17 protein-coding genes are annotated in these 19,835 nt (G+C 68.4%); 9 read left to right on the forward strand and 8 right to left on the reverse strand.

All coding sequences use genetic code 11. The features are described 5' to 3' along the window. Positions 1–34 precede the first annotated feature (34 nt). Both QZV84_RS04890 and glpK read left to right on the forward strand, forming a co-directional pair. The gene (locus QZV84_RS04890) at positions 35–1,792 is read left to right on the forward strand and encodes a glycerol-3-phosphate dehydrogenase/oxidase (protein WP_292826178.1); all 1,758 of its coding nucleotides are present in this window, start codon (positions 35–37) and stop codon (positions 1,790–1,792) included. Positions 1,793–1,863: 71 nt separating this feature from the next. Further along, positions 1,864–3,387, forward strand: a complete 1,524-nt coding sequence (gene glpK, locus QZV84_RS04895) for a glycerol kinase GlpK (protein WP_292826181.1) — start codon at positions 1,864–1,866, stop codon at positions 3,385–3,387. A gap of 3 nt (positions 3,388–3,390) precedes the next feature. Here glpK and QZV84_RS04900 read toward each other — a convergent pair whose 3' ends face one another. The 8 genes from QZV84_RS04900 to sdhC all read right to left on the reverse strand — a co-directional run bounded on the left by QZV84_RS04900 (position 3,391) and on the right by sdhC (position 11,159). Continuing rightward, positions 3,391–4,269, reverse strand: coding sequence for a DNA-formamidopyrimidine glycosylase family protein (locus QZV84_RS04900; protein ID WP_292826184.1), 879 nt, complete (start codon positions 4,267–4,269; stop codon positions 3,391–3,393). 58 nt (positions 4,270–4,327) lie between these two features. After that, positions 4,328–5,332, reverse strand: coding sequence for a tryptophan--tRNA ligase (trpS, locus tag QZV84_RS04905; RefSeq protein WP_292826187.1), 1,005 nt, complete (start codon positions 5,330–5,332; stop codon positions 4,328–4,330). Between the two features lie 49 nt (positions 5,333–5,381). Beyond that, positions 5,382–6,230 (reverse strand): exodeoxyribonuclease III, encoded by an 849-nt coding sequence (locus QZV84_RS04910; RefSeq protein WP_292826189.1) that lies wholly within the window; start codon positions 6,228–6,230, stop codon positions 5,382–5,384. Positions 6,231–6,240: 10 nt separating this feature from the next. Continuing rightward, the gene (locus tag QZV84_RS04915; RefSeq protein WP_292826191.1) at positions 6,241–7,578 is read right to left on the reverse strand and encodes a YihY/virulence factor BrkB family protein; all 1,338 of its coding nucleotides are present in this window, start codon (positions 7,576–7,578) and stop codon (positions 6,241–6,243) included. Positions 7,579–7,656: 78 nt separating this feature from the next. Continuing rightward, a complete protein-coding gene (locus QZV84_RS04920) occupies positions 7,657–8,442 on the reverse strand; it encodes a succinate dehydrogenase iron-sulfur subunit (RefSeq protein ID WP_292826194.1) in 786 nt (261 codons plus the stop codon). Positions 8,443–8,444: 2 nt separating this feature from the next. Further along, a complete protein-coding gene (gene sdhA / locus QZV84_RS04925) occupies positions 8,445–10,250 on the reverse strand; it encodes a succinate dehydrogenase flavoprotein subunit (protein WP_292826197.1) in 1,806 nt (601 codons plus the stop codon). 55 nt (positions 10,251–10,305) lie between these two features. Further along, positions 10,306–10,758: a succinate dehydrogenase hydrophobic membrane anchor subunit gene (locus QZV84_RS04930; RefSeq protein ID WP_292826199.1), complete on the reverse strand. Its 453-nt coding sequence runs from the start codon at positions 10,756–10,758 to the stop codon at positions 10,306–10,308. Beyond that, the gene (gene sdhC, locus QZV84_RS04935; RefSeq protein ID WP_292826202.1) at positions 10,758–11,159 is read right to left on the reverse strand and encodes a succinate dehydrogenase, cytochrome b556 subunit; all 402 of its coding nucleotides are present in this window, start codon (positions 11,157–11,159) and stop codon (positions 10,758–10,760) included. Before sdhC ends, QZV84_RS04930 begins: the two co-directional genes overlap by 1 nt. Before the next feature lie 226 nt (positions 11,160–11,385). Here sdhC and QZV84_RS04940 point away from each other — a divergent pair, with 226 nt between their 5' ends. The 7 genes from QZV84_RS04940 to QZV84_RS04970 all read left to right on the forward strand — a co-directional run bounded on the left by QZV84_RS04940 (position 11,386) and on the right by QZV84_RS04970 (position 19,754). Beyond that, positions 11,386–12,498 (forward strand): mannose-1-phosphate guanylyltransferase, encoded by a 1,113-nt coding sequence (locus tag QZV84_RS04940; RefSeq protein WP_292826205.1) that lies wholly within the window; start codon positions 11,386–11,388, stop codon positions 12,496–12,498. 176 nt (positions 12,499–12,674) lie between these two features. After that, a complete protein-coding gene (locus tag QZV84_RS04945; RefSeq protein WP_292826208.1) occupies positions 12,675–13,784 on the forward strand; it encodes a BMP family ABC transporter substrate-binding protein in 1,110 nt (369 codons plus the stop codon). A 91-nt stretch (positions 13,785–13,875) separates the two neighbouring features. Further along, complete coding sequence (locus QZV84_RS04950) at positions 13,876–15,396, forward strand: ABC transporter ATP-binding protein (protein ID WP_292826211.1); 1,521 nt, start codon at positions 13,876–13,878, stop codon at positions 15,394–15,396. Beyond that, positions 15,393–16,688 (forward strand): ABC transporter permease, encoded by a 1,296-nt coding sequence (locus tag QZV84_RS04955; RefSeq protein WP_292826214.1) that lies wholly within the window; start codon positions 15,393–15,395, stop codon positions 16,686–16,688. Before QZV84_RS04950 ends, QZV84_RS04955 begins: the two co-directional genes overlap by 4 nt. Beyond that, positions 16,685–17,965: an ABC transporter permease gene (locus QZV84_RS04960; protein WP_292826217.1), complete on the forward strand. Its 1,281-nt coding sequence runs from the start codon at positions 16,685–16,687 to the stop codon at positions 17,963–17,965. The genes QZV84_RS04955 and QZV84_RS04960 overlap by 4 nt, the downstream gene beginning before the upstream one ends. Positions 17,966–18,039: 74 nt before the next feature. Beyond that, positions 18,040–18,441: a cytidine deaminase gene (locus tag QZV84_RS04965; RefSeq protein ID WP_091704313.1), complete on the forward strand. Its 402-nt coding sequence runs from the start codon at positions 18,040–18,042 to the stop codon at positions 18,439–18,441. Further along, positions 18,438–19,754 (forward strand): thymidine phosphorylase, encoded by a 1,317-nt coding sequence (locus QZV84_RS04970; protein ID WP_292826222.1) that lies wholly within the window; start codon positions 18,438–18,440, stop codon positions 19,752–19,754. Before QZV84_RS04965 ends, QZV84_RS04970 begins: the two co-directional genes overlap by 4 nt. The last annotated feature ends 81 nt before the right edge of the window (positions 19,755–19,835 follow it).

A 19,835-nucleotide genomic window follows, 5' to 3' on the forward strand; every position in this document is an offset into this window, starting at 1 on the left:
GGGGTCTGGGGCGGAGCCCCAGATAAGGAGAGAAATGGCAGAGGAACGGCAGGGTTTCGAGGCGCTCGCGGTGCGTCCCTACGCCGATGTCCTCATCGTCGGCGGCGGTATCAACGGGCTCGCGACGTTCCGCGATCTCGCGATGCAGGGCGTGGACGTCGCCCTGGCCGAGCGGTCCGACTTCGTGAGCGGGGCCTCGGCCGCGTCCTCCCACATGATCCACGGCGGCATCCGCTATCTCGAGAACGGCGAGTTCCGCCTCGTCCACGAAGCGGTCACCGAGCGCAACGGCCTGCTGCGTCTCGCGCCGCACTACGTGCGCGCCCTCCAGACCACGATCCCGATCTTCTCCACGTTCTCCGGCGTGCTCAGCGCTCCGCTGCGTTTCCTCCGTCACGGTTCGGGCACGCACACGGCGCGCGGCGCCGCGCTCATCAAGATCGGTCTGATCATCTACGACTCCTTCTCGCGCGGCGGGGCGATCCCCGGCGCCGCCCGCGTGCCGCGCCACACCTTCCATGGCCGGAGGCGGTCGCTGCAGCAGCTGCCGCATCTCAACCCGGAGGTGAAGTACACCGCCACCTACTGGGACGCTTCGCTCCACGATCCCGAGCGCCTCGCGATCGATGTCCTGCGCGATGGCCTTGCGGCCGGGCGCGACCGTGCCAGAGCGGCCAGCTACACTGCGGCTGTGCGCGTCGACGACGGCCGCGTGGTTCTGCGCGATCAGCGCACCGGTGCCGAGACTCCGTTCGCGGCATCCGTCGTCGTGAACGCCTCGGGACCCTGGACCGACCTGACCAACCTCGCGTTCGGCGAGCCCACCGCGCACATGGGCGGCACGAAGGGCTCGCACATCGTGCTCGATCACCCGGAGCTGCTCGCGGCGACCGGGGGGCGCGAGCTGTTCTTCGAGCACAAGGACGGCCGCATCGTCCTGATCTACCCGCTCAAGGGCCGCGTGCTGGTGGGAACGACCGACCTCGAGCACGACATGCGCGACCCGATCGTATGCACCGAGGCCGAGGTCGACTACTTCATCGATCTGATCGGGCATGTGCTGCCCGACATCACCGTGGATCGCCGTCGGATCGTGTACCGGTTCTCGGGCGTGCGGCCGCTTCCGGGGCACGGCGACCTCGCCCCCGGATTCGTCTCGCGCGACTACCGGATCGAGTCCGCGCCACTCGGGCGCGCGCTGACGCCCGATCCTCCGGGGGCCATCGTCCTCAGCCTCGTCGGCGGCAAGTGGACGACCTTCCGCGCCTCGGCCGAGCGCCTGGCCGACGAGGTGCTCGAACTGCTCGCCCTTCCGCGGCGACGCTCGACCAAGGGCGTGCCGATCGGCGGCGGGCGCGGTTATCCCACCACCGAGCGCGCGCGCCGGCAGTGGATCGACGCGCACGGCAAGGGGCTCGCGCTCGCGCGGGTCGCCACTCTTCTGGATCGCTACGGGACCGTCGCGGCGGAGGTGGTCGCGGCGATCGCCGACGATCCCGATGACGCCGCCCTCACCACCGTGCCCGGCTACAGCACTGCGGAGCTGCGCCATCTGGCCCGCACCGAGCACGTCGTCCACCTGGACGATGTGCTCATGCGGCGCACGAGCCTCGCGTTCATCGGCGCCGTCACCGCCGACTCCGCGCTCGAGGTCGCCGAGGCGATCGCTCCGGTCATGGGGTGGGATGCCACCGCCTGCCGCTCCGAGGCCGATCGCGCGCTCGCGAAGGTGCACGCGGCGGATCCGACCTGGACGGCCGCGCCATCCTCGAGCCGCACCGCGTCACGATAACCTGACCGGAGCCGGTGGCACCGGGGTTCTTCCCGCGGCGCCGGCCATGCGCCGACTCGAAGGAGATCCACGTGTCCGATCATGTGCTGGCGCTCGATCAGGGGACCACCTCGACGCGGGCGATCGTGTTCGATGCGAGCGGCGCGATCGTCGCCGTCGCACAGCGCGAGCACGAGCAGATCTTCCCGCGGGCGGGGTGGGTCGAGCACGATCCCATCGAGATCTGGACGAACACGCAGTGGGTCATCGCTGCCGCGCTCGATGACGCGGGTCTGTCGCCGCACGACTTCGCTGCGGTCGGGATCACGAACCAGCGCGAGACTGCGATCGTCTGGGATCGCCGCACCGGCCACCCGGTCGCCAACGCGATCGTCTGGCAGGACACGCGCACTCAGCCCCTCATCGACCGGCTCACCTCCGCCGGCGGCGCCGACCGCTTCGCGACTTCGACCGGTCTGCCGCTGGCCACCTACTTCTCGGCATCCAAGATCGCGTGGATCCTCGAGAACGTGCCGGGAGCGCGCGCCGACGCCGAGGCGGGGCACCTGCTGTTCGGCACCCCCGACACGTGGCTGATCTGGAACCTCACCGGCGACACCCATGGCGGCATCCACGTCACCGACGTCACGAACGCGAGTCGCACGCTGCTGATGGACCTGGAGACGCTCGCCTGGTCCGACGAGCTTCTCGAGGTGTTCGGCATCCCGCGCTCGATGCTGCCCGAGATCGTGGCGTCCTCCGGTGTGGTGGGTGAGGTGCGCGAACCGCCGGCGGCCCGCGGCATCCCGATCGCGGGCATCCTCGGCGATCAGCAGGCCGCGACCTTCGGGCAGGCCGCCTTCGAGTCCGGGCAGTCCAAGAACACGTACGGCACGGGCAACTTCCTGCTGGTGAACACGGGCACCGACCTGGTGCGCTCGCAGCACGGGCTGGTGACCACTGTGGCCTACCGGTGCGGCGATGAACCCGCCCGCTATGCCCTCGAGGGGTCGATCGCCGTGACCGGGTCGCTCGTGCAGTGGCTGCGCGACAACCTCGGGATCATCAACTCCGCGTCGGAGGTCGAACGGCTCGCCGCGTCGGTGCACGACAGCGGCGGAGCATACTTCGTGCCCGCCTTCTCGGGACTGTTCGCCCCGTACTGGCGGCCCGATGCCCGCGGCGCGCTGGTCGGACTGACCCGTTTCGTGAACAAGGCGCACATCGCGCGGGCGGCGATCGAGGCGGCCGCATTCCAGTCCCGCGACGTGATCGATGCGATCACGGCCGACACCGGGCGCGAGCTGACCGAGCTGCGCGTCGACGGCGGCGGTTCCCGCGACGACCTGATGATGCAGTTCCAGGCCGACATCCTGGGCATCCCGGTGGTGCGGCCGGCGATCATCGAGACCACCGCACTCGGCGCGGCCTATGCGGCGGGGCTCGCGACCGGCGTGTGGCCCGACCGCGCGGCGCTGCGCCGTCAGTGGCGCGAGGGCAGGCGCTGGGAGCCGCGGATGCCCGTCGACGAAGCCGACCGCCGGGTGCGCCTGTGGCGCAAAGCCGTGACGAAGTCGCTCGACTGGGTCGACGATGACGTGACCGCGCTGTCCTGAGCGCTACTTGAGCAGTCGCGACAGGCGCCGGTCGGCGAGCACTTTGCCGCCGGTCTGGCACGTCGCACAGTACTCCAGCGAGTTGTCGGCGAAGAACACGCTGCGCACCACGTCGCCGCACACCGGGCACGTCTGACCGCGGCGGCCGTGCACCTGCATGCCGCGCCGCTTCGCATCCTTGAGCTGGGCCGGCGGCTTTCCGGATGCCGCCGCAACCGCTTCGGCGAGGGTCTCGGTCATCGCGGTGTAGAGCCGGTCGATGTCCTCGGGTGTCAGGCTCGCGGCAAGCGCGTACGGAGACATGCGCGCATCGTGCAGGATCTCATCCGAGTATGCGTTGCCGACACCGGCGAGAATGGACTGATCGCGCAGCACACCCTTGATCTGCGTGCGGCGGCCGTCGATCAGACCCGCGAGCGTGTTGCGGGTGAAGGTGGGCTCCAGAGGGTCGGGGCCGAGCCGCGCGATGCCGGGAACGTCTTGCGGGTCGTTGGCGACGTACACGGCGAGGGACTTCTTGGTCCCCGCCTCGGTCAGGTCGAACCCCGAGCCGTCCGAGAGCGCGACGCGCAGCGCGATCGGGGTCTTTCCCGGCCGGATGATCGTCGAGGGCAGCTGGTCGTACCAGCGCAGCCACCCCGCCTTCGCGAGGTGGAAGATCAGGTGCGGCTCAGAATCGCGCGTCGCTGTCGTCGTAGCCAGGTCGATGAACTTGCCATGACGCGTGGCCAGCGTGATCTCAGCGCCGACCAGGGCCTCGACCGGGGGATCGTACGTCTTGAGCGCCGCGAAGGCGGCGACCGTGACGCGCGTGATCGTCAGGCCCGTCGCCCGCCCGCGGAGGAAGTCGACGAGGCCCTGCACTTCGGGCATCTCCGGCATGGCACCATCCTCGCACGCAGGGCCGACCGTCGATCGGACGGCCCTGCGCCGCGGGCGCCTAAACCCGCCGGAGCAGGCCGACCTTGTCGTACACGTCTGCCAGCGTGCGCCCGGCGACCTCGGAGGCGCGATCGGCGTTCGCGGCCAGCACGCGATCGAGCTCGGCCTTGTCGTCGAGCAGTTCGAGCGCGCGGGCGCGCACCGGTCCGAACTCGCCCACCACAACCTCGGCCAGCCCCTTCTTGAAGTCGCCGTAGCCGCGGCCCGCGTACTCGTCCTCGATCGCGGGGATCTGCCGTCCGGTCAGAGCCGCATAGATCACGAGCAGATTCGAGACGCCGGGCTTGCGGTCACGGTCGTATCGCACCGAGCCTTCGCTGTCGGTCACGGCCCGCATGATCTTCTTCGCCGAGACCGAGGGCTCGTCCAGCAGCCAGAGCACACCGGCATCCGACTCGGCGGACTTCGACATCTTCGCCGTCGGATTCTGCAGGTCGAAGATGCGGGCGGTCTCCTGCTGGATCACCGGCATCGGCACGCGGAAGGTCTGGCCGTATCGCGAGTTGAACCGCTCGGCGAGGTCGCGGGTCAGCTCGACATGCTGCTTCTGGTCGTCGCCGACCGGAACGATGTCGGTCTGGTAGAGCAGGATGTCGGCAGCCATCAGCACCGGGTATGTGAACAGCCCGACCGAGGTCGCATCGGCACCGTATCGCGCCGACTTGTCCTTGAACTGCGTCATGCGCCCGGCCTCACCGAAGCCCGTGATCGTGGAGAGGACCCAGGCGAGCTCGGGGTGGGCAGGTACGTGCGACTGCACGTACAGCGTCGACTTCGACGGCTCGATGCCGGCGGCGATGTACTGGGCGGCGGTGCGGCGGGTCTTCTCGCGCAGCTCAGCCGGATTGTTCGGCTGCGTCAGGGCGTGCAGGTCGACGACCGAGAAGAACGCGTCGTACTCCTCCTGCAGGTCTCGCCACTGCATGAGCGCCCCGATGTAGTTGCCGATCTGGAGGGAGTCGGCCGACGGCTGCATGCCGGAGTACAGGCGGGGTTTGCTCATCCGGCAATTCTACGGGCGACGGATGCCGCGCCCTCTGTCACGGGAGCGCTCAGAGCCCGAGCGAGTAGTCGACGATGACCGGCGCGTGGTCGCTCCAGCGCGTGTCCCACGACGGCGCACGGACGACGCGGTAGTCGGTCACCCGCGCGGCCAGGGCGGAGGTGGCCAGGTGGTAGTCGATGCGCCAGCCGGTGTCGGTGTCGAACGCCTTGCCCCGGCTCGACCACCACGTGTACGGACCGTCGATCTCGCCGTGGAAGGTGCGGCCGACATCGACCCAGCCCAGTCCCAGGCCCACAGAGCCGTCGACGGCCATGACCCGGCCGCCCGCCTCGCCGAGGATCCGATCGAAATAGGCCCGCTCGCGGGGGAGGAACCCGGCCTTCTTGATGTTGCCCGCCCAGTTGCGGATGTCGAACTCGCGGTGCCCCACGTTCAGGTCGCCCGTGATGACGGCGAACGGGGTCGACGATCCGAGCTGCGCCATCCGCACCGTCATCTCGTCGAGGAAGAGCCACTTCACGTTCTGCCGCGGGGTGTCTGCCTCCCCGGTCGGCACGTAGGCGCTGACCACGGTCAGCTGCTCGCCGCCGAGGGCGAAATCCGCCTCGATCCAGCGTCCGGTCAGGTCGACAGAGTCGTCGCCGAGCCCGGGCCGCACGGCGGCGGGTTCGATGCGGCTGGCGACCGCGACACCCGCGCGGCCCTTGGCGAGGGCCTCGTCGTTCACGAGCTGCCAGCCCGGCAGGGCGACCGCGAGGTCGGCGGCTGTGGCCCGCACCTCCTGGAGAGTGAGGATGTCGACGTCTGCGGCATCCAGCCACGCGCCCATGCCGTTTCTCACCGCCGCCCGGATCCCGTTGACGTTGATCGAGGCGAGGCGAACGCGATGGGGCACGATTGCCAGCCTAGTGACGGCTCCTGACATGGCCCCCGACACGGCCTTCAGCCGGGCCGGCGGGCGTCTCGGCGGGCGTCTGGGTGCGCGTTGCCGCCCGCTTCGCCTGCTTCACGTTCGCTCTGGTCGGCAGCGGGAGATCTGGTGCGGACTGCTCGACCTGCGTGAGCTCCTCCTGCGCCGCGCGCACCGAGAGGTCGGCCCGCCACGCGCGGTACCACGGCGCGTCAGCGCGTGCCTCGCGCGCAGTGCGCAGACGCACCTGCGCGGCGACCAGCAGGGCCTGGTGCTCGGCGGCTATCCGCTCCGCCTCGGTGGGCAGCAGCAGCGGAATGTCCTTGTCCTTCGTGGCGACCGCGATCCACGCGGCGGCGACGAGCATGATGATGCCGCTGATCTTGAACCACAGCAGCAGGCCGACGAAGATCGCGAAGGTCGCCAGGAGCGGGTTGGACGGCGTGTAGCTGAGGAGAAGTCCCGCACCGAACTGGAGCACCGTCAGCGCGGCGCCGCCGAGCAGCGCGCCGGGCCAGATGTCGCGCCAGCGCAGCGAGGTGCCGGTGAGGAAGCGGAACATGGCGGCGAGCGCCGCCGAGTTCAACGCGAACGAGACGATGACAGACCCGACGGTGATGCTCGACCTGAGAACGCCGGCATCCAGCTGGATGCCGAGGGCCGTCAGCACGAGCGACAGCAGCCACGAACCCACCCAGCTGAGCGCCGCTCCCACGACCAGCGCGGCGCCGAAGATGATGGCGGCGATGAGGTCCCGCGCCTTGAGCAGCACATAGCTGCGGCGATCGGGGGGAAGCCCGAAGATGTCACGCACCCCGCGTCGGGAGTAGGTCACCCAGCCGATTGCGGTCCAGATGACCGTGACGAGCGCGATGAGGCCGGTCACCCCGAGCACGCCGGTGGTGTCGGAGGCGATCTGCTGCACCTGCTCTGGTTTTATCACGCCCCCGTCGTCGCTGATCAGCCCCGGGATGTAGCTGTTGATGAGGGCGATCATCGCGTTGACCGCTTCGGTGTTCCCGCCGAGCCAGAGACCGGTGATCGCGAAGGCGAGGTAGATCGCCGCGAAGATGGCGAACAGCGCCTGGTAGCTGATTCCGGAGCCCAGCAGGAAGCCGTTGTGCTGCAGGAAGTGCCGCCACACCCGCACCGGGAACCAGGCCATCGTCGCCTTGGTGATCTTCGTCGCCGTCTGTATCGGCTCGTCGAACCGCTCCCGGAACGACTCCTGCGTCGCCTCCCAGCGCTCGCGCAGCGACTCCTCTTCGCGGGCGGCGTGCTCCGCGGCCGCGCGCGCGTCGGGCGCGATCGTCCGCACGCTCTTCTGGCTCACTGTCACAGATTAGCCATCGACGGATGCCGCTGCGTCAGTCTCCGAGGGTGAGGGCTGCTCACGCTCGGAGCGCCGTGGCTAGTGGCCGCGCAGGACCGCCTGCTTGACCTCGGCGATCGCCTTGGTCACCTCGATCCCGCGAGGGCACGCCTCGGTGCAGTTGAAGGTGGTGCGGCAGCGCCACACGCCCTCCTTGTCGTTCAGGATGTCAAGCCGCACGGCGCCGGCGTCGTCGCGCGAGTCGAAGATGAAGCGGTGCGCGTTGACGATCGCGGCGGGTCCGAAGTACTGCCCGTCGGTCCAGAAGACCGGGCACGAAGAGGTGCATGCCGCGCAGAGAATGCACTTGGTGGTGTCGTCGAAGATCTCGCGGTCGGCGATCGACTGGATGCGCTCCTTGCCCTTCTCGGGCGTGGAGTTCGCGATCAGGAAGGGCTGCACTTCGCGGTACGACGCGAAGAACGGCTCCATGTCGACGATGAGATCCTTCTCCAGCGGAAGCCCCTTGATCGCCTCGACGTAGATCGGCTGCGAGATGTCGAGGTCCTTGATCAGGGTCTTGCAGGCGAGCCGGTTGCGGCCGTTGATGCGCATCGCATCGGATCCGCAGATGCCGTGCGCGCATGAGCGGCGGAACGTCAGCGACCCGTCGACCTCCCACTTGATCTTGTGGAGGGCATCCAGCACGCGGTCCGTCGAGTAGAGCTCGACGTCGTAGTCGACCCAGCGCGGCTCGTCGTCCAGCTCGGGATCGAAGCGCCGGATGATGAACGTGACCAGGAAGGACTGGATGCCGGTCTCGGCCGCCGGGTCGATTCCCGCATCCGCTGCCGCATCCGCTTTCTCCACCAGAGTCGAGGCCATCCCTAGTACTTCCTCTCCATCGGCTGATACCGCGTGATGACCACGGGCTTCCAGTCGAGCCTGATGTGGTCGTCTGAGTTCGACGAGCCGGCATCGCCCGACAGGTAGGCCATCGTGTGCTTCATGTAGACCTCGTCGTCGCGCTGGGGGTAGTCGTCGCGCATGTGCCCGCCGCGGCTCTCCTTGCGGTTGCGCGCCGTGACGACGACGACCTCGGCGATGTCGAGCAGGAACCCGAGCTCGACGGCTTCGAGCAGGTCGGTGTTGTACCGCTTGCCCTTGTCGTCGACGTGGATGTTCTTGAACCGCTCGCGCAGCTCCTCGATGACGCCCAGCACGTGGGTCAGGGACTCGTCGGTGCGGAACACCTGCGCGCCCTTGTCCATCTCCTCCTGCAGCGTCTTGCGGAGTGTGGCGATGCGCTCGGTGCCGGCGCCGGCCCGCAGTCCCTCGATGAGCCCGCGCACCTCGGCGGCAGGGTCGTCGGGCAGCGGCACGAACTCGGCGGTCCTGACATACTCCACCGCGTTGCGCCCGGCACGCTTGCCGAAGACGTTGATGTCCAGGAGCGAATTGGTGCCGAGGCGGTTCGAGCCGTGCACCGAGACGCAGGCGCATTCTCCGGCCGCGTAGAGGCCCGGGACGACGGTGGTGTTGTTCGAGAGCACCTGTGCGTCATTGTTGGTCGGGATGCCCCCCATCGCATAGTGCGCGGTGGGCATGACCGGCACCGGTTCGACGACCGGATCGACGCCGAGGTAGGTGCGCGCGAACTCGGTGATGTCGGGGAGCTTGGTCTCGAGCACTTCTGCGCCCAGGTGCGTGCAGTCCAGCAGCACGTAGTCGCGGTGGGGCCCGGCGCCCCGGCCCTCGGCGACCTCCTGCTGCATGCAGCGGCTGACGATGTCACGCGGTGCCAGATCCTTGATCGTCGGGGCGTAGCGTTCCATGAAGCGTTCGCCGCTCGCGTTTCGCAGGATCGCCCCTTCACCGCGCGCACCTTCGGTGAGCAGGATGCCGAGGCCGGCGAGGCCGGTCGGGTGGAACTGGAAGAACTCCATGTCCTCCAGCGGAAGCCCTTTTCGCCAGACGATGCCGACGCCGTCGCCGGTCAGGGTGTGCGCGTTGGAGGTCGTCTTGTAGATCTTGCCGAAGCCTCCGGTCGCGAAGATCACAGCCTTGGACTGGAAGACGTGCAGGTCTCCGGTGGCCAGTTCGTAGGCGACGACCCCGGCGACCTGCGTGCTGCCGTCATCGGCCTTCACGGTGATGAGGTCGAGCACGTAGAACTCGTTGAAGAAGTTGATGCCCAGGCGGACGCAGTTCTGGAAGAGCGTCTGCAGGATCATGTGCCCGGTGCGGTCGGCTGCGTAGCAGGCCCGCCGGACGGGGGTCTTGCCGTGGTCGGCGGTGTGACCGCCGAAGCGACGCTGGTCGATCTTGCCCTCGGGGGTGCGGTTGAACGGCAGGCCCATGTTCTCGAGGTCGATGACCGCGTCGATCGCCTCTTTCGCGAGGATCTCGGCGGCATCCTGGTCCACGAGGTAGTCGCCGCCCTTGACCGTGTCGAACGTGTGCCACTCCCACGAGTCCTCTTCGACGTTCGCCAGTGCCGCCGCCATGCCGCCCTGAGCCGCACCGGTGTGCGACCGGGTCGGGTAGAGCTTCGAGATCACCGCGGTCTTGGCGCCAGGTCCCGCCTCGATCGCCGCGCGCATGCCGGCGCCGCCGGCGCCCACGATGACGATGTCGAACTGGTGGTAGTGGACGCCGTCCTTGACGACGGAGCCTTCGGTCTGGGTGCTCACAGGTGGAATGCCTTCGTTCTCTGCGTCGTCGCGGTCTCGTCGGTCGTGCCCGGCCTCACTGGGCGGCGCACAGCTCGATCAGGAAGTCGGTCGTGCTGCTCTCGATCCCGAGGCACGGGTCGAACGTGAAGACCACCAGCGTGCCGAGGAGGATGAGGAACCCCGCGGCGAGCCCGATCGCCCACACCAGCACGCGACGCACCTGGGGGTGGGTGATGTAGTCGTTCGTGATCGTGCGCATGCCGTTGGCGCCGTGGATCAGTGCGAGCCAGAGCATCAGCACGTCCCACCACTGCCAGAACGGCGAGGCGTACTTGCCGGCGACGAACGCGAAGTCGATGCCTCGGATGCCTTCGCCGACAATCAGGTTGACGAACAGGTGGCCGAAGATCAGGATCACCAGGAACACGCCCGAGACGCGCATGTAGATCCAGCCCCACTTCTCGAGGTTAGGACCCGAGCGGCGGACGGTGGTGTGGGGGGAGCGGGGATCGGCGATCGCGGTCATCAGCTGCCCCCTCCCGTCGCGAAGGCGAGCATCAGATGACGTGGCGCGAATCCGGCCATGGTCACCGCCCACAGTCCGAGCACGCCCCACCACAGCTGTCGCTGGTGGCGTGTGGCCCACGGCCAGAGGTCGATCGCGATGATGCGCAGTCCGTTGTATGCGTGGTAGGCGATCCCGGCGACCAGGACGACTTCGCCCAGCGCCATGATCGGGTTCTTGTACGTGCCGATCACCGCGTCATACGCCTCGGGCGCGACGCGGATGAGCGCGGTGTCGAGAACGTGCACGAGCAGGAAGAAGAAGATGGCCACACCGGTGATGCGGTGCAGCACCCACGACCACATGCCTTCGTTGCCGCGATAGAGAGTCCCGCGGGGGACCTTCGAAGTGGTCTCCGACACCGACGGTGTCAAGCGTGTGTCAGCGGACACGGTCGTCCTCCCTGGTCGGTGCGAGGTCGTCACCCGTCTGCGCAGACGATGCGCGGGCGCCCGACCATCCTAGAACGGCGAAAGGCGCAGCGGCGACTGGGGACCGCAGAACTGTCTCGACATCGAGAGAAAACGGTGCACACGTCCGACACATGGGCGAAATGCGCCAGATCGCGGCCCCGGATACGCTGACCGCATGCCTGAGCCCATCAAGGACTTCTACGCCGTCATCCCCGCCGGCGGCATCGGCAGCCGGCTCTGGCCACTGTCCCGCGCCGACGCGCCCAAGTTCCTGCATGATCTCACCGGCTCCGGCCACTCGCTCCTGCGCGACACATGGGACCGCCTGGAGTCCCTGTCCGGCCCCGACCGCATCGCGGTGGTCACCGGACGCGCGCATCGTGCGGCCGTCGAGAAGGAACTGCCGGCGATCGCCGACAAGAACGTGTTCCTCGAATCGGAACCGCGCGACTCTGCTGCCGCGATCGGCCTGGCCGCCGCGATCCTTTCGCGCCGCGAACCCGACGTCATCATCGGGTCCTTCGCCGCCGACCATGTCATCCGCGGCACGCAGGTCTTCGACTGGGCCGTGCAGCAGGCCGTGGCGGTCGCTCGCGAGGGCTATATCTGCACGATCGGCATCCCGCCCACCGAGCCCGCAATCGGCTTCGGCTACATGAAGAAGGCCGGCGAGATGGTCGTCGCCGGTGCGCCCGAGGCCGCACTCGTCGAGCGTTTCGTCGAGAAGCCCGACCTCGACACAGCCAAGGAGTACCTCGCCGACCGCTCGTACCTCTGGAACGCCGGCATGTTCATCTCGCGCGCCGATGTGCTGCTGGGCGAGATCGCCGAGAACGAGCCGCACCTCTACGCGGGGCTGATGGACCTCGCCGAGGTCTGGGACGACCGCGACGCGCGCGGGCCCGTCGTCGACCGGGTATGGCCCACGATCACCAAGATCGCGATCGACTACGCCGTCGCCGAGCCGGCCGCGGCGAAGGGGCGCCTCGCCGTGATCCCCGGCCACTTCGATTGGGACGATGTCGGCGACTTCGCGAGCCTCGCCAAGCTGAACTCGCACGGCCGCAACGACCTGGCGATCCTCGGTGAGAACGCGCGAGTCCTCGCCGACGCGTCCAGCGGCATCGTCGTCTCGCAGACCAACCGCGTGATCAGCGTGATCGGCGTGAAGGACATCGTGATCGTCGACACGGAAGATGCCCTGCTGGTGACGACGAGCGAGCATGCGCAGCGTGTGAAGGGCGTCGTCGACGCGCTCAAGCTCACGGGGCGCGGCGACGTCCTGTGAGCCGACGACTCTGAGGAGCCGCAGTCGCGCGCGGCGCGGCATCCGGTTCCCGCGTGTTGCGTCTTTGTAACCATTGGCGCCCAGCGGCGGTTGCGGTATGCAACCGCGGCGTCACAGTCGGTAACTTGGCATCGTCACCCGCGAAGTCCGCGGGGCACCTTTTATGGAGGCGTGAGTTGACAATCTCTACCACCAAGAAGTTCGTCGGTGTCGTTGCCGCCGCCGGACTGCTCGTAGCCCTTGCCGGCTGCGGGTCGGCACCCGAGCCGGCCACCAGTGAATCCTCCGCCGCGGGCAGCGCAATCGACGGCTTCAAACCGTGCATGGTCTCCGACGCCGGCGGGTTCGACGACAAGTCGTTCAACCAGCTCGGATTCGAAGGTCTCGAGGCTGCATCCGAAGAGCTGGGCGTCGAGTACGTCGCCGTCCAGTCCGACTCGGAGGCGGACTTCGCACCGAACATCACGAGCCTCATCGACCAGAACTGCACGCTCATCATCACGGTGGGCTTCGCACTCGCGTCGGCCGCCGGTGAGGCCGCCATCGCGAACCCCGACATCGAGTTCGTCTCGATCGACGACGTGGTGGACAACGACTTCGACGGCACGACGGACGCACCGAACATCAAGCCGATCATCTTCGACACCGCGCAGGCGGCGTTCCTGGCCGGCTACGCGTCGGCTTCGTACTCGACGGCCAAGAAGGTCGGCACGTTCGGTGGAATGAACTTCCCGACCGTCTCGATCTTCATGGACGGCTTCGCCCAGGGCGTCGAGTACTGGAACACCGAGAAGAGCGACACCGTCGAGGTCCTCGGCTGGGACCGCGTTGCTCAGGATGGTGTCTTCACCGGTGGGTTCGCCGCCAACCAGGACGCGATCAACGCCGCACAGGGTCTGGTCGACCAGGGCGTCGACGTGCTGCTGCCCGTCGGTGGCCCGATCTACCAGAGCGCCGCATCCGTGATCCGCGACTCCGGTCGTGAGATCGCGCTGCTCGGTGTCGACGCCGACGTGTACGAGACCGACCCGTCCGTCGCCGACCTGCTGCTCACCTCGATCCGCAAGGCGATCGACGTGGGTGTCCAGGAGGCCGTGCTGGCAGCCGGCGTGGGCGAATTCGACCCGGCGCCGTTCATCGGCATTCTCGAGAACGACGGCGTGGCGCTTGCGCCGTTCCACGACTTCGAGTCGAAGGTCTCGCCCGACCTGCAGGCCGAGCTGGACGCGATCCAGGCCGGCATCATCGACGGGTCCATCCCCGTCGAGTCCTACCTCGCGGGCTAGCCCCGCAGCACGACAGGGAGGCTGGGCGACCAGCCTCCCTGTTTGTGTTTTCCCGCGCGCCCGAGCGCACCCACTTACTAGGATCTGGATCATGAAGCTCGAACTTCGCGGGATCACCAAGCGGTTCGGCAGCCTCGTCGCCAACGACCACATCGATCTCGTTGTCGAACCCGGCGAGATCCACTGCCTCCTCGGCGAGAACGGTGCAGGCAAGTCGACTCTGATGAACGTTCTGTACGGGCTGTACCGCGCGGACGACGGCGTCATCCTGCTGGATGACATCGTGCAGAACTTCCAAGGCCCTGGCGACGCGATGCGCGCCGGCATCGGCATGGTCCATCAGCACTTCATGCTGATCCCCGTCTTCACGGTCGCCGAGAACGTCATGCTCGGCCACGAGGCGACCAAGGCCGGCGGCATCCTGGACTTGAACGCCGCGCGCGAGCGGGTCAATGAGATCTCCGCCCGCTTCGGATTCCACGTCGACCCGGATGCCCTGGTGGAGGATCTCCCCGTCGGAGTCCAGCAGCGGGTCGAGATCATCAAGGCGCTCTCGCGCGACGCCCGGGTGCTGGTCTTCGACGAGCCCACCGCGGTCCTGACCCCTCAGGAGACCGACGAGCTGATGGGCACGATGCGCCAGCTCAAGGAGTCGGGCACTTCGATCGTCTTCATCACCCACAAGCTGCGCGAGGTTCGCGAAGTCGCCGACCGCATCACCGTCATCCGGCTCGGCAAGGTCGTCGGCGAGGCCTCGCCGACCGCGACGAACGCGGAGCTCGCGGAGCTCATGGTCGGGCGTGCGGTCGAGTTGAAGGTCCACAAGGACGAGCCGAAGCTGGGAGAGCGCTCGCTCATCGTGGAGGGCCTGTCGGTCATCGACTCCAAGGATCAGATCGTCGTCAATGACGTCAGCTTCGACGTGCGCGCCGGCGAGATCGTCGCGGTCGCGGGCGTGCAGGGCAACGGCCAGACCGAGCTGACCGAGGCGCTCGTCGGCCTCGAGCAGCATGTGCGAGGCTCGATCACGCTGAACGGGGAGCAGCTCGTCGGTGCGAGCGTGCGTCGCATCCTCGACGAGGGCGTCGGGTTCGTGCCCGAAGACCGCCAGGAGCACGGGCTGGTGGGAAAGATGTCGATCGCCGAGAACCTCGTGCTCGACCGCACGAACGGGCCACCCTTCGTGCGCGCCGGAAGCCTGCGCCTCGGCTACATCGCCGAGTTCGCCGCGCAGAAATTCACCGAGTTCGACGTGCGCGGACCGGGGATCGATGCTCCGGTCGGAACCCTCTCCGGCGGCAACCAGCAGAAGGTCGTGCTGGCCCGCGAGCTCAGCCGTGAGCTGTCGCTCCTGGTCGCCGCCCAGCCCACCCGCGGCGTCGATGTGGGCTCGATCGAGTTCATCCACAAGCGCATCGTCGAGACGCGGGATGCCGGCATCCCGGTGATCGTGGTCTCCACCGAGCTCGACGAGGTGACGGCGCTCGCCGACCGCATCATCGTGATGTACCGCGGCCGCATCATCGGGATCGTGCCCGGCAACACCCCGCGCGGAGTGCTGGGCCTCATGATGGCCGGCGAGGTTCCGTCCGACCAGGGAGTCGCGGCGTGAGCGAGGACCTGACCGGCGGAGCGGCGATCACGACCGGCACGCCCGCACCGACGCCGCCGGCGCAGCCGTCGAAATGGCATGACACGTTCCTGAAGATCACGCAGGGCAACGCGATCATCTCGGTGCTCGCGGTGCTGCTCGCCCTCATCGTCGGCGGCATCATGATCGCCTTCACCGACGAAGACGTGCAGGCGGCCGCGGAATACTTCTTCGCGCGCCCGATGGACATGATCGCGGCCGTCTGGGACGCCGTCTTCGGCGCCTACAGCGCACTGTTCCAGGGCTCGATCTACAACTTCGGCGCACCGACCTTCGCGCGCGGCATCCGGCCGCTGACCGAGACGCTCACCTTCGCCACCCCGCTGATCGCGGCGGGACTGGGTGTGGCTCTCGCCTTCCGCATCGGCATGTTCAACATCGGCGGCCGCGGGCAGATGCTGATGGCCTCCGCCGCGGCAGGCTGGGTGGCATTCTCGCTCGATCTGCCGTGGGGCCTGCACATGATCGTCGCCCTGCTGGCGGGCCTCGTGGCCGGTGCGCTGTGGGCGGGCATCGCGGGCGCGCTGAAGGCGTGGACCGGGGCGCACGAGGTGATCGTCACGATCATGCTCAACTACATCGCGTTCTATCTCGTCTCGTGGATGCTGCGCACGCCGGGCCTGCTGCAGGCGCCGGGCTCGAGCAACCCGAAGACGCCGCCGATGAAGGACACCGCGGTCTTCCCGAACCTGTTCGGTCCGCAGTACAACCTGCACTTCGGGTTCATCCTGGTGATCATCGCGACGATCGTGGTGTGGTGGATCCTCAGCCGCTCGAGCCTCGGATTCAAATTCCGCGCGGTCGGCGAGAACCCGCATGCGGCGCGCGTGGCCGGAATCAACGTCAAGAGCATGTACATCATCGGGATGCTGATCGCCGGGGCCCTGGTCGGTCTGGCGGGCGTCAACCAGGTGCTCGGTACGATCACGACCGGCTTCTCGGCCGACATCGACGCCGGGATCGGGTTCGACGCGATCACGGTCGCTCTGCTCGGTCGCTCCACGCCATGGGGGACGTTCGCGGCCGGCATCCTGTTCGGCGCGTTCAAGGCCGGCGGCTTCGCGATGCAGGCAGCCGAGGGCGTGCCGATCGAGATCATCACGGTCGTGCAGGCGCTCATCGTGCTGTTCATCGCCGCGCCCCCGCTGGTGCGCACGATCTTCTTCCTCCCCTCGCCGGAGCGCGACCAGCGCCGGCGTGAGAAAGCCCGTCAGAAGCAGCTCAAGGCCGAGGCGGGGGCGGTGGCGAAGTGACCCTCACCGCAGACGGCGCGATCGCCGCCGAGACTCCGGCCAGGGCCGACGTGCGCAGCTGGAAGGCGCCCATTGCGCTCGCGGTCTTCACCGTGCTCTACGGCCTGCTCATGCTCGCCGCCCCGAGAACCGGAGTCACGACCTTCCGCATCTCGACGCAGTCCGACGCGCTCCAGCTGCCGGAGATCGTCGCCCCGGTCGTGGCCACCATCTGGGTGGTCTTCGGGCTCCTCGTGCTGCTGACGATCTTCGCCGCCGTCCTGACCCGCGGCTACAAGCGCACTCCGCTGTGGCTGATTTCGGCGTACATCATCATCGCGATCGTAGGATTCCTGACCTGGGCGGCGGCCGGTGCGACGATTCCGGTCGCCGGACTGCTCGCCGGCGCCGTGGCCCTGGCCATCCCGCTCATCTACGGCGCACTGGCCGGTGTGATCGGCGAGCGCGCAGGCGTTGTGAACATCGCGATCGAGGGGCAGCTGCTGGCCGGTGCGTTCAGCGCCGCGGTCGTGGCCACCCTCACGGGGCAGCCTCTGCTCGGCCTGGTCGCGGCGATGTTCGCGGGTGTTCTGGTCGCGTCCGTGCTGGCCGCGTTCGCGATCAAGTACCTGGTCGATCAGGTGATCATCGGCGTCGTGCTGAACGTGCTGGTGATCGGCCTGACCAGCTTCTTCTACTCGCAGGTGCTGCAGCCGAACCAGGCGCTGCTGAACTCGCCGCCGCGATTCGACCGCATCCCGATCCCGATCCTCAGCGAGATCCCGATTCTCGGGCCGGTGCTGTTCCGCCAGACGATCATCGTGTACCTGATGTACATCGCAGTGGCGGCGGTCTGGTTCGGGATGTTCCGGACGCGCTGGGGCCTGCGCCTGCGCGCCGTCGGCGAGCACCCGCAGGCCGCGGACACGGTGGGCATCAAGGTCAACGCGACCCGATTCTGGAACGTGCTGCTTGCCGGGGCGATCGCCGGCCTCGGCGGCACGGTCTTCACGATCGGCAACGGCATCGCCTTCAACAAGGAGATGACCGCCGGTGCGGGCTTCATCGCGCTGGCCGCCGTGATCTTCGGCCAGTGGGACCCGTTCAAGGCGACCCTGGCGGCGCTGCTGTTCGGGTTCTCGTCGAGCCTGCAGAACACCCTGAGCGTCATCGGGTCTCCGGTGCCCAGCGAATTCATGCTGATGCTGCCGTACCTCGTGACGATCTTCGTCGTCGCCGGAGTCGTCGGACGATCGCGCGCGCCCGCGGCCGACGGGCTCCCGTACATCAAGGGGTGAACGAATCCGCCTCGCCCGCGGCTGCCTGCGCGGCATCCGCTCCTGAATCGCCCTGACGCATCGGAGGACGCGCTGTGACCGACATCGACTGGGACGAGCTGCGCGCTGCGGCGACCGCCGCGAAGGAACTCGCCTACGTGCCCTACTCGCGGTTCAAGGTGGGCGCGGCGGCCCTCGTCTCGGACGGACGCATCGTCTCGGGCTGCAACATCGAGAACGCCTCCTACGGCGTCACGCTGTGCGCGGAGTGCTCGCTGGTGAGCGACCTGTTCATGTCGGGCGGAGGCAAGCTCGTCGCATTCGTGTGCGTGGACGGCCAGGGCCGCACCCTCATGCCGTGCGGGCGGTGCCGCCAGCTGCTGTACGAACACGCGATTCCCGGCATGCTGCTGGAGACCGTGTCCGGCATCCGCACGATCGACGAGGTCCTTCCCGACGCCTTCGGCCCGCGGGAGCTCGAAGAGGCGTCCAGATGAGCAGGTCGGCGGCCTCTTCGAACGGCGCGGTCGAGCCGTTCGACGCGGTGGATGTCATCCGCGCGAAGCGCGATGGCGGCGTCGTGCCGGAGGACGCGCTGCGGTGGATGGTCGATGCGTACACGCGCGGCTACGTCGCCGACTCGCAGATGGCGGCATTCGCGATGGCCGTGCTGCTGAACGGCATGGACCGTTCCGAGATCCGCGTGATGACCGACGCGATGATCGCCTCGGGGGAGCGGATGAGCTTCGCCGGCCTGGGCAAGCCGACGGTCGACAAGCATTCGACCGGAGGGGTGGGCGACAAGATCACCCTCCCGCTCGCACCGCTCGTGGCTGCGTTCGGCGTCGCCGTGCCGCAGCTGTCGGGTCGTGGCCTCGGTCACACCGGCGGCACGCTCGACAAGCTCGAGTCGATCCCGGGGTGGCGCGCCGCCCTCTCGAACGACGAGATGTTCGCGCAGCTGCGCGAGGTCGGCGCCGTGATCTGCGCGGCAGGGTCGGGCCTCGCCCCGGCCGACAAGAAGCTCTACGCGCTGCGGGATGTCACCGGCACCGTCGAGGCGATCCCGCTCATCGCCTCGAGCATCATGTCCAAGAAGATCGCCGAGGGCACCGACTCGCTCGTGCTCGACGTCAAGTTCGGCTCCGGCGCGTTCATGCGCGACGTGGACCGCGCGCGCGAGCTGGCCCGCACGATGGTGGCGCTCGGCACCGACTCCGGCGTCGCGACCACCGCGCTGCTGACCGACATGAACACGCCGCTCGGCCTCGCGATCGGCAATGCCAACGAGGTGCGCGAATCCGTAGAGGTGCTCGCCGGCGGCGGCCCCGCGGACATCGTCGAGCTCACGATCGCCCTCGCCCGCGAAATGCTCGCGCTGGCAGGGCTCCCCGACGCCGACGTCGAGGCGGCGCTGCGCGACGGACGCGCGATGGACGCCTGGCGCGCGATGATCGCCGCGCAGGACGGGGACCCGGATGCCGCCCTCCCGGTCGCGCGGGAGACCCATACGGTCACGGCCACGCAGACCGGCGTGCTCACGCGCATGGATGCGCTGCCGTTCGGCGTCGCCGCCTGGCGTCTGGGTGCCGGACGCGCCCGCGCGCAGGACCCCGTGATCCACGCCGCGGGCATCGACCTGCACGTCAAGCCCGGCGCTGCCATAGCCGCCGGACAGCCGCTGTTCACCTTGCTCGCCGATGATGGGTCGCGCTTCGCGCGCGCTCTGGAGGCGCTCGAGGGTGCCTGGGAGATCGGGCCGGAAACCCCGACGGCCCACCCGCTCGTCCTCGAACGGATCACGGCCTGAGGCTGCGGCATCCGTTCACGATCCACCGATAGACCACGATTCGAACCGCGCGGGCGATGGTCCCGCGCTGAGGAGACCGAC

Source organism: Microbacterium sp., from assembly GCF_011620715.1.
In the GTDB taxonomy this organism is placed as follows: domain Bacteria; phylum Actinomycetota; class Actinomycetes; order Actinomycetales; family Microbacteriaceae; genus Microbacterium.

Coding starts and splice junctions, on each gene's coding strand:
- QZV84_RS04890 (WP_292826178.1), top strand. CDS start 35: ATGGCAGAGGAACGGCAGGGTTTCGAGGCGCTCGCGGTGCGTCCCTAC.
- QZV84_RS04900 (WP_292826184.1), bottom strand. CDS start 4,269: ATGCCGGAGATGCCCGAAGTGCAGGGCCTCGTCGACTTCCTCCGCGGG.
- trpS (WP_292826187.1), bottom strand. CDS start 5,332: ATGAGCAAACCCCGCCTGTACTCCGGCATGCAGCCGTCGGCCGACTCC.
- QZV84_RS04920 (WP_292826194.1), bottom strand. CDS start 8,442: ATGGCCTCGACTCTGGTGGAGAAAGCGGATGCGGCAGCGGATGCGGGA.
- QZV84_RS04930 (WP_292826199.1), bottom strand. CDS start 10,758: ATGACCGCGATCGCCGATCCCCGCTCCCCCCACACCACCGTCCGCCGC.
- QZV84_RS04940 (WP_292826205.1), top strand. CDS start 11,386: ATGCCTGAGCCCATCAAGGACTTCTACGCCGTCATCCCCGCCGGCGGC.
- QZV84_RS04950 (WP_292826211.1), top strand. CDS start 13,876: ATGAAGCTCGAACTTCGCGGGATCACCAAGCGGTTCGGCAGCCTCGTC.
- QZV84_RS04970 (WP_292826222.1), top strand. CDS start 18,438: ATGAGCAGGTCGGCGGCCTCTTCGAACGGCGCGGTCGAGCCGTTCGAC.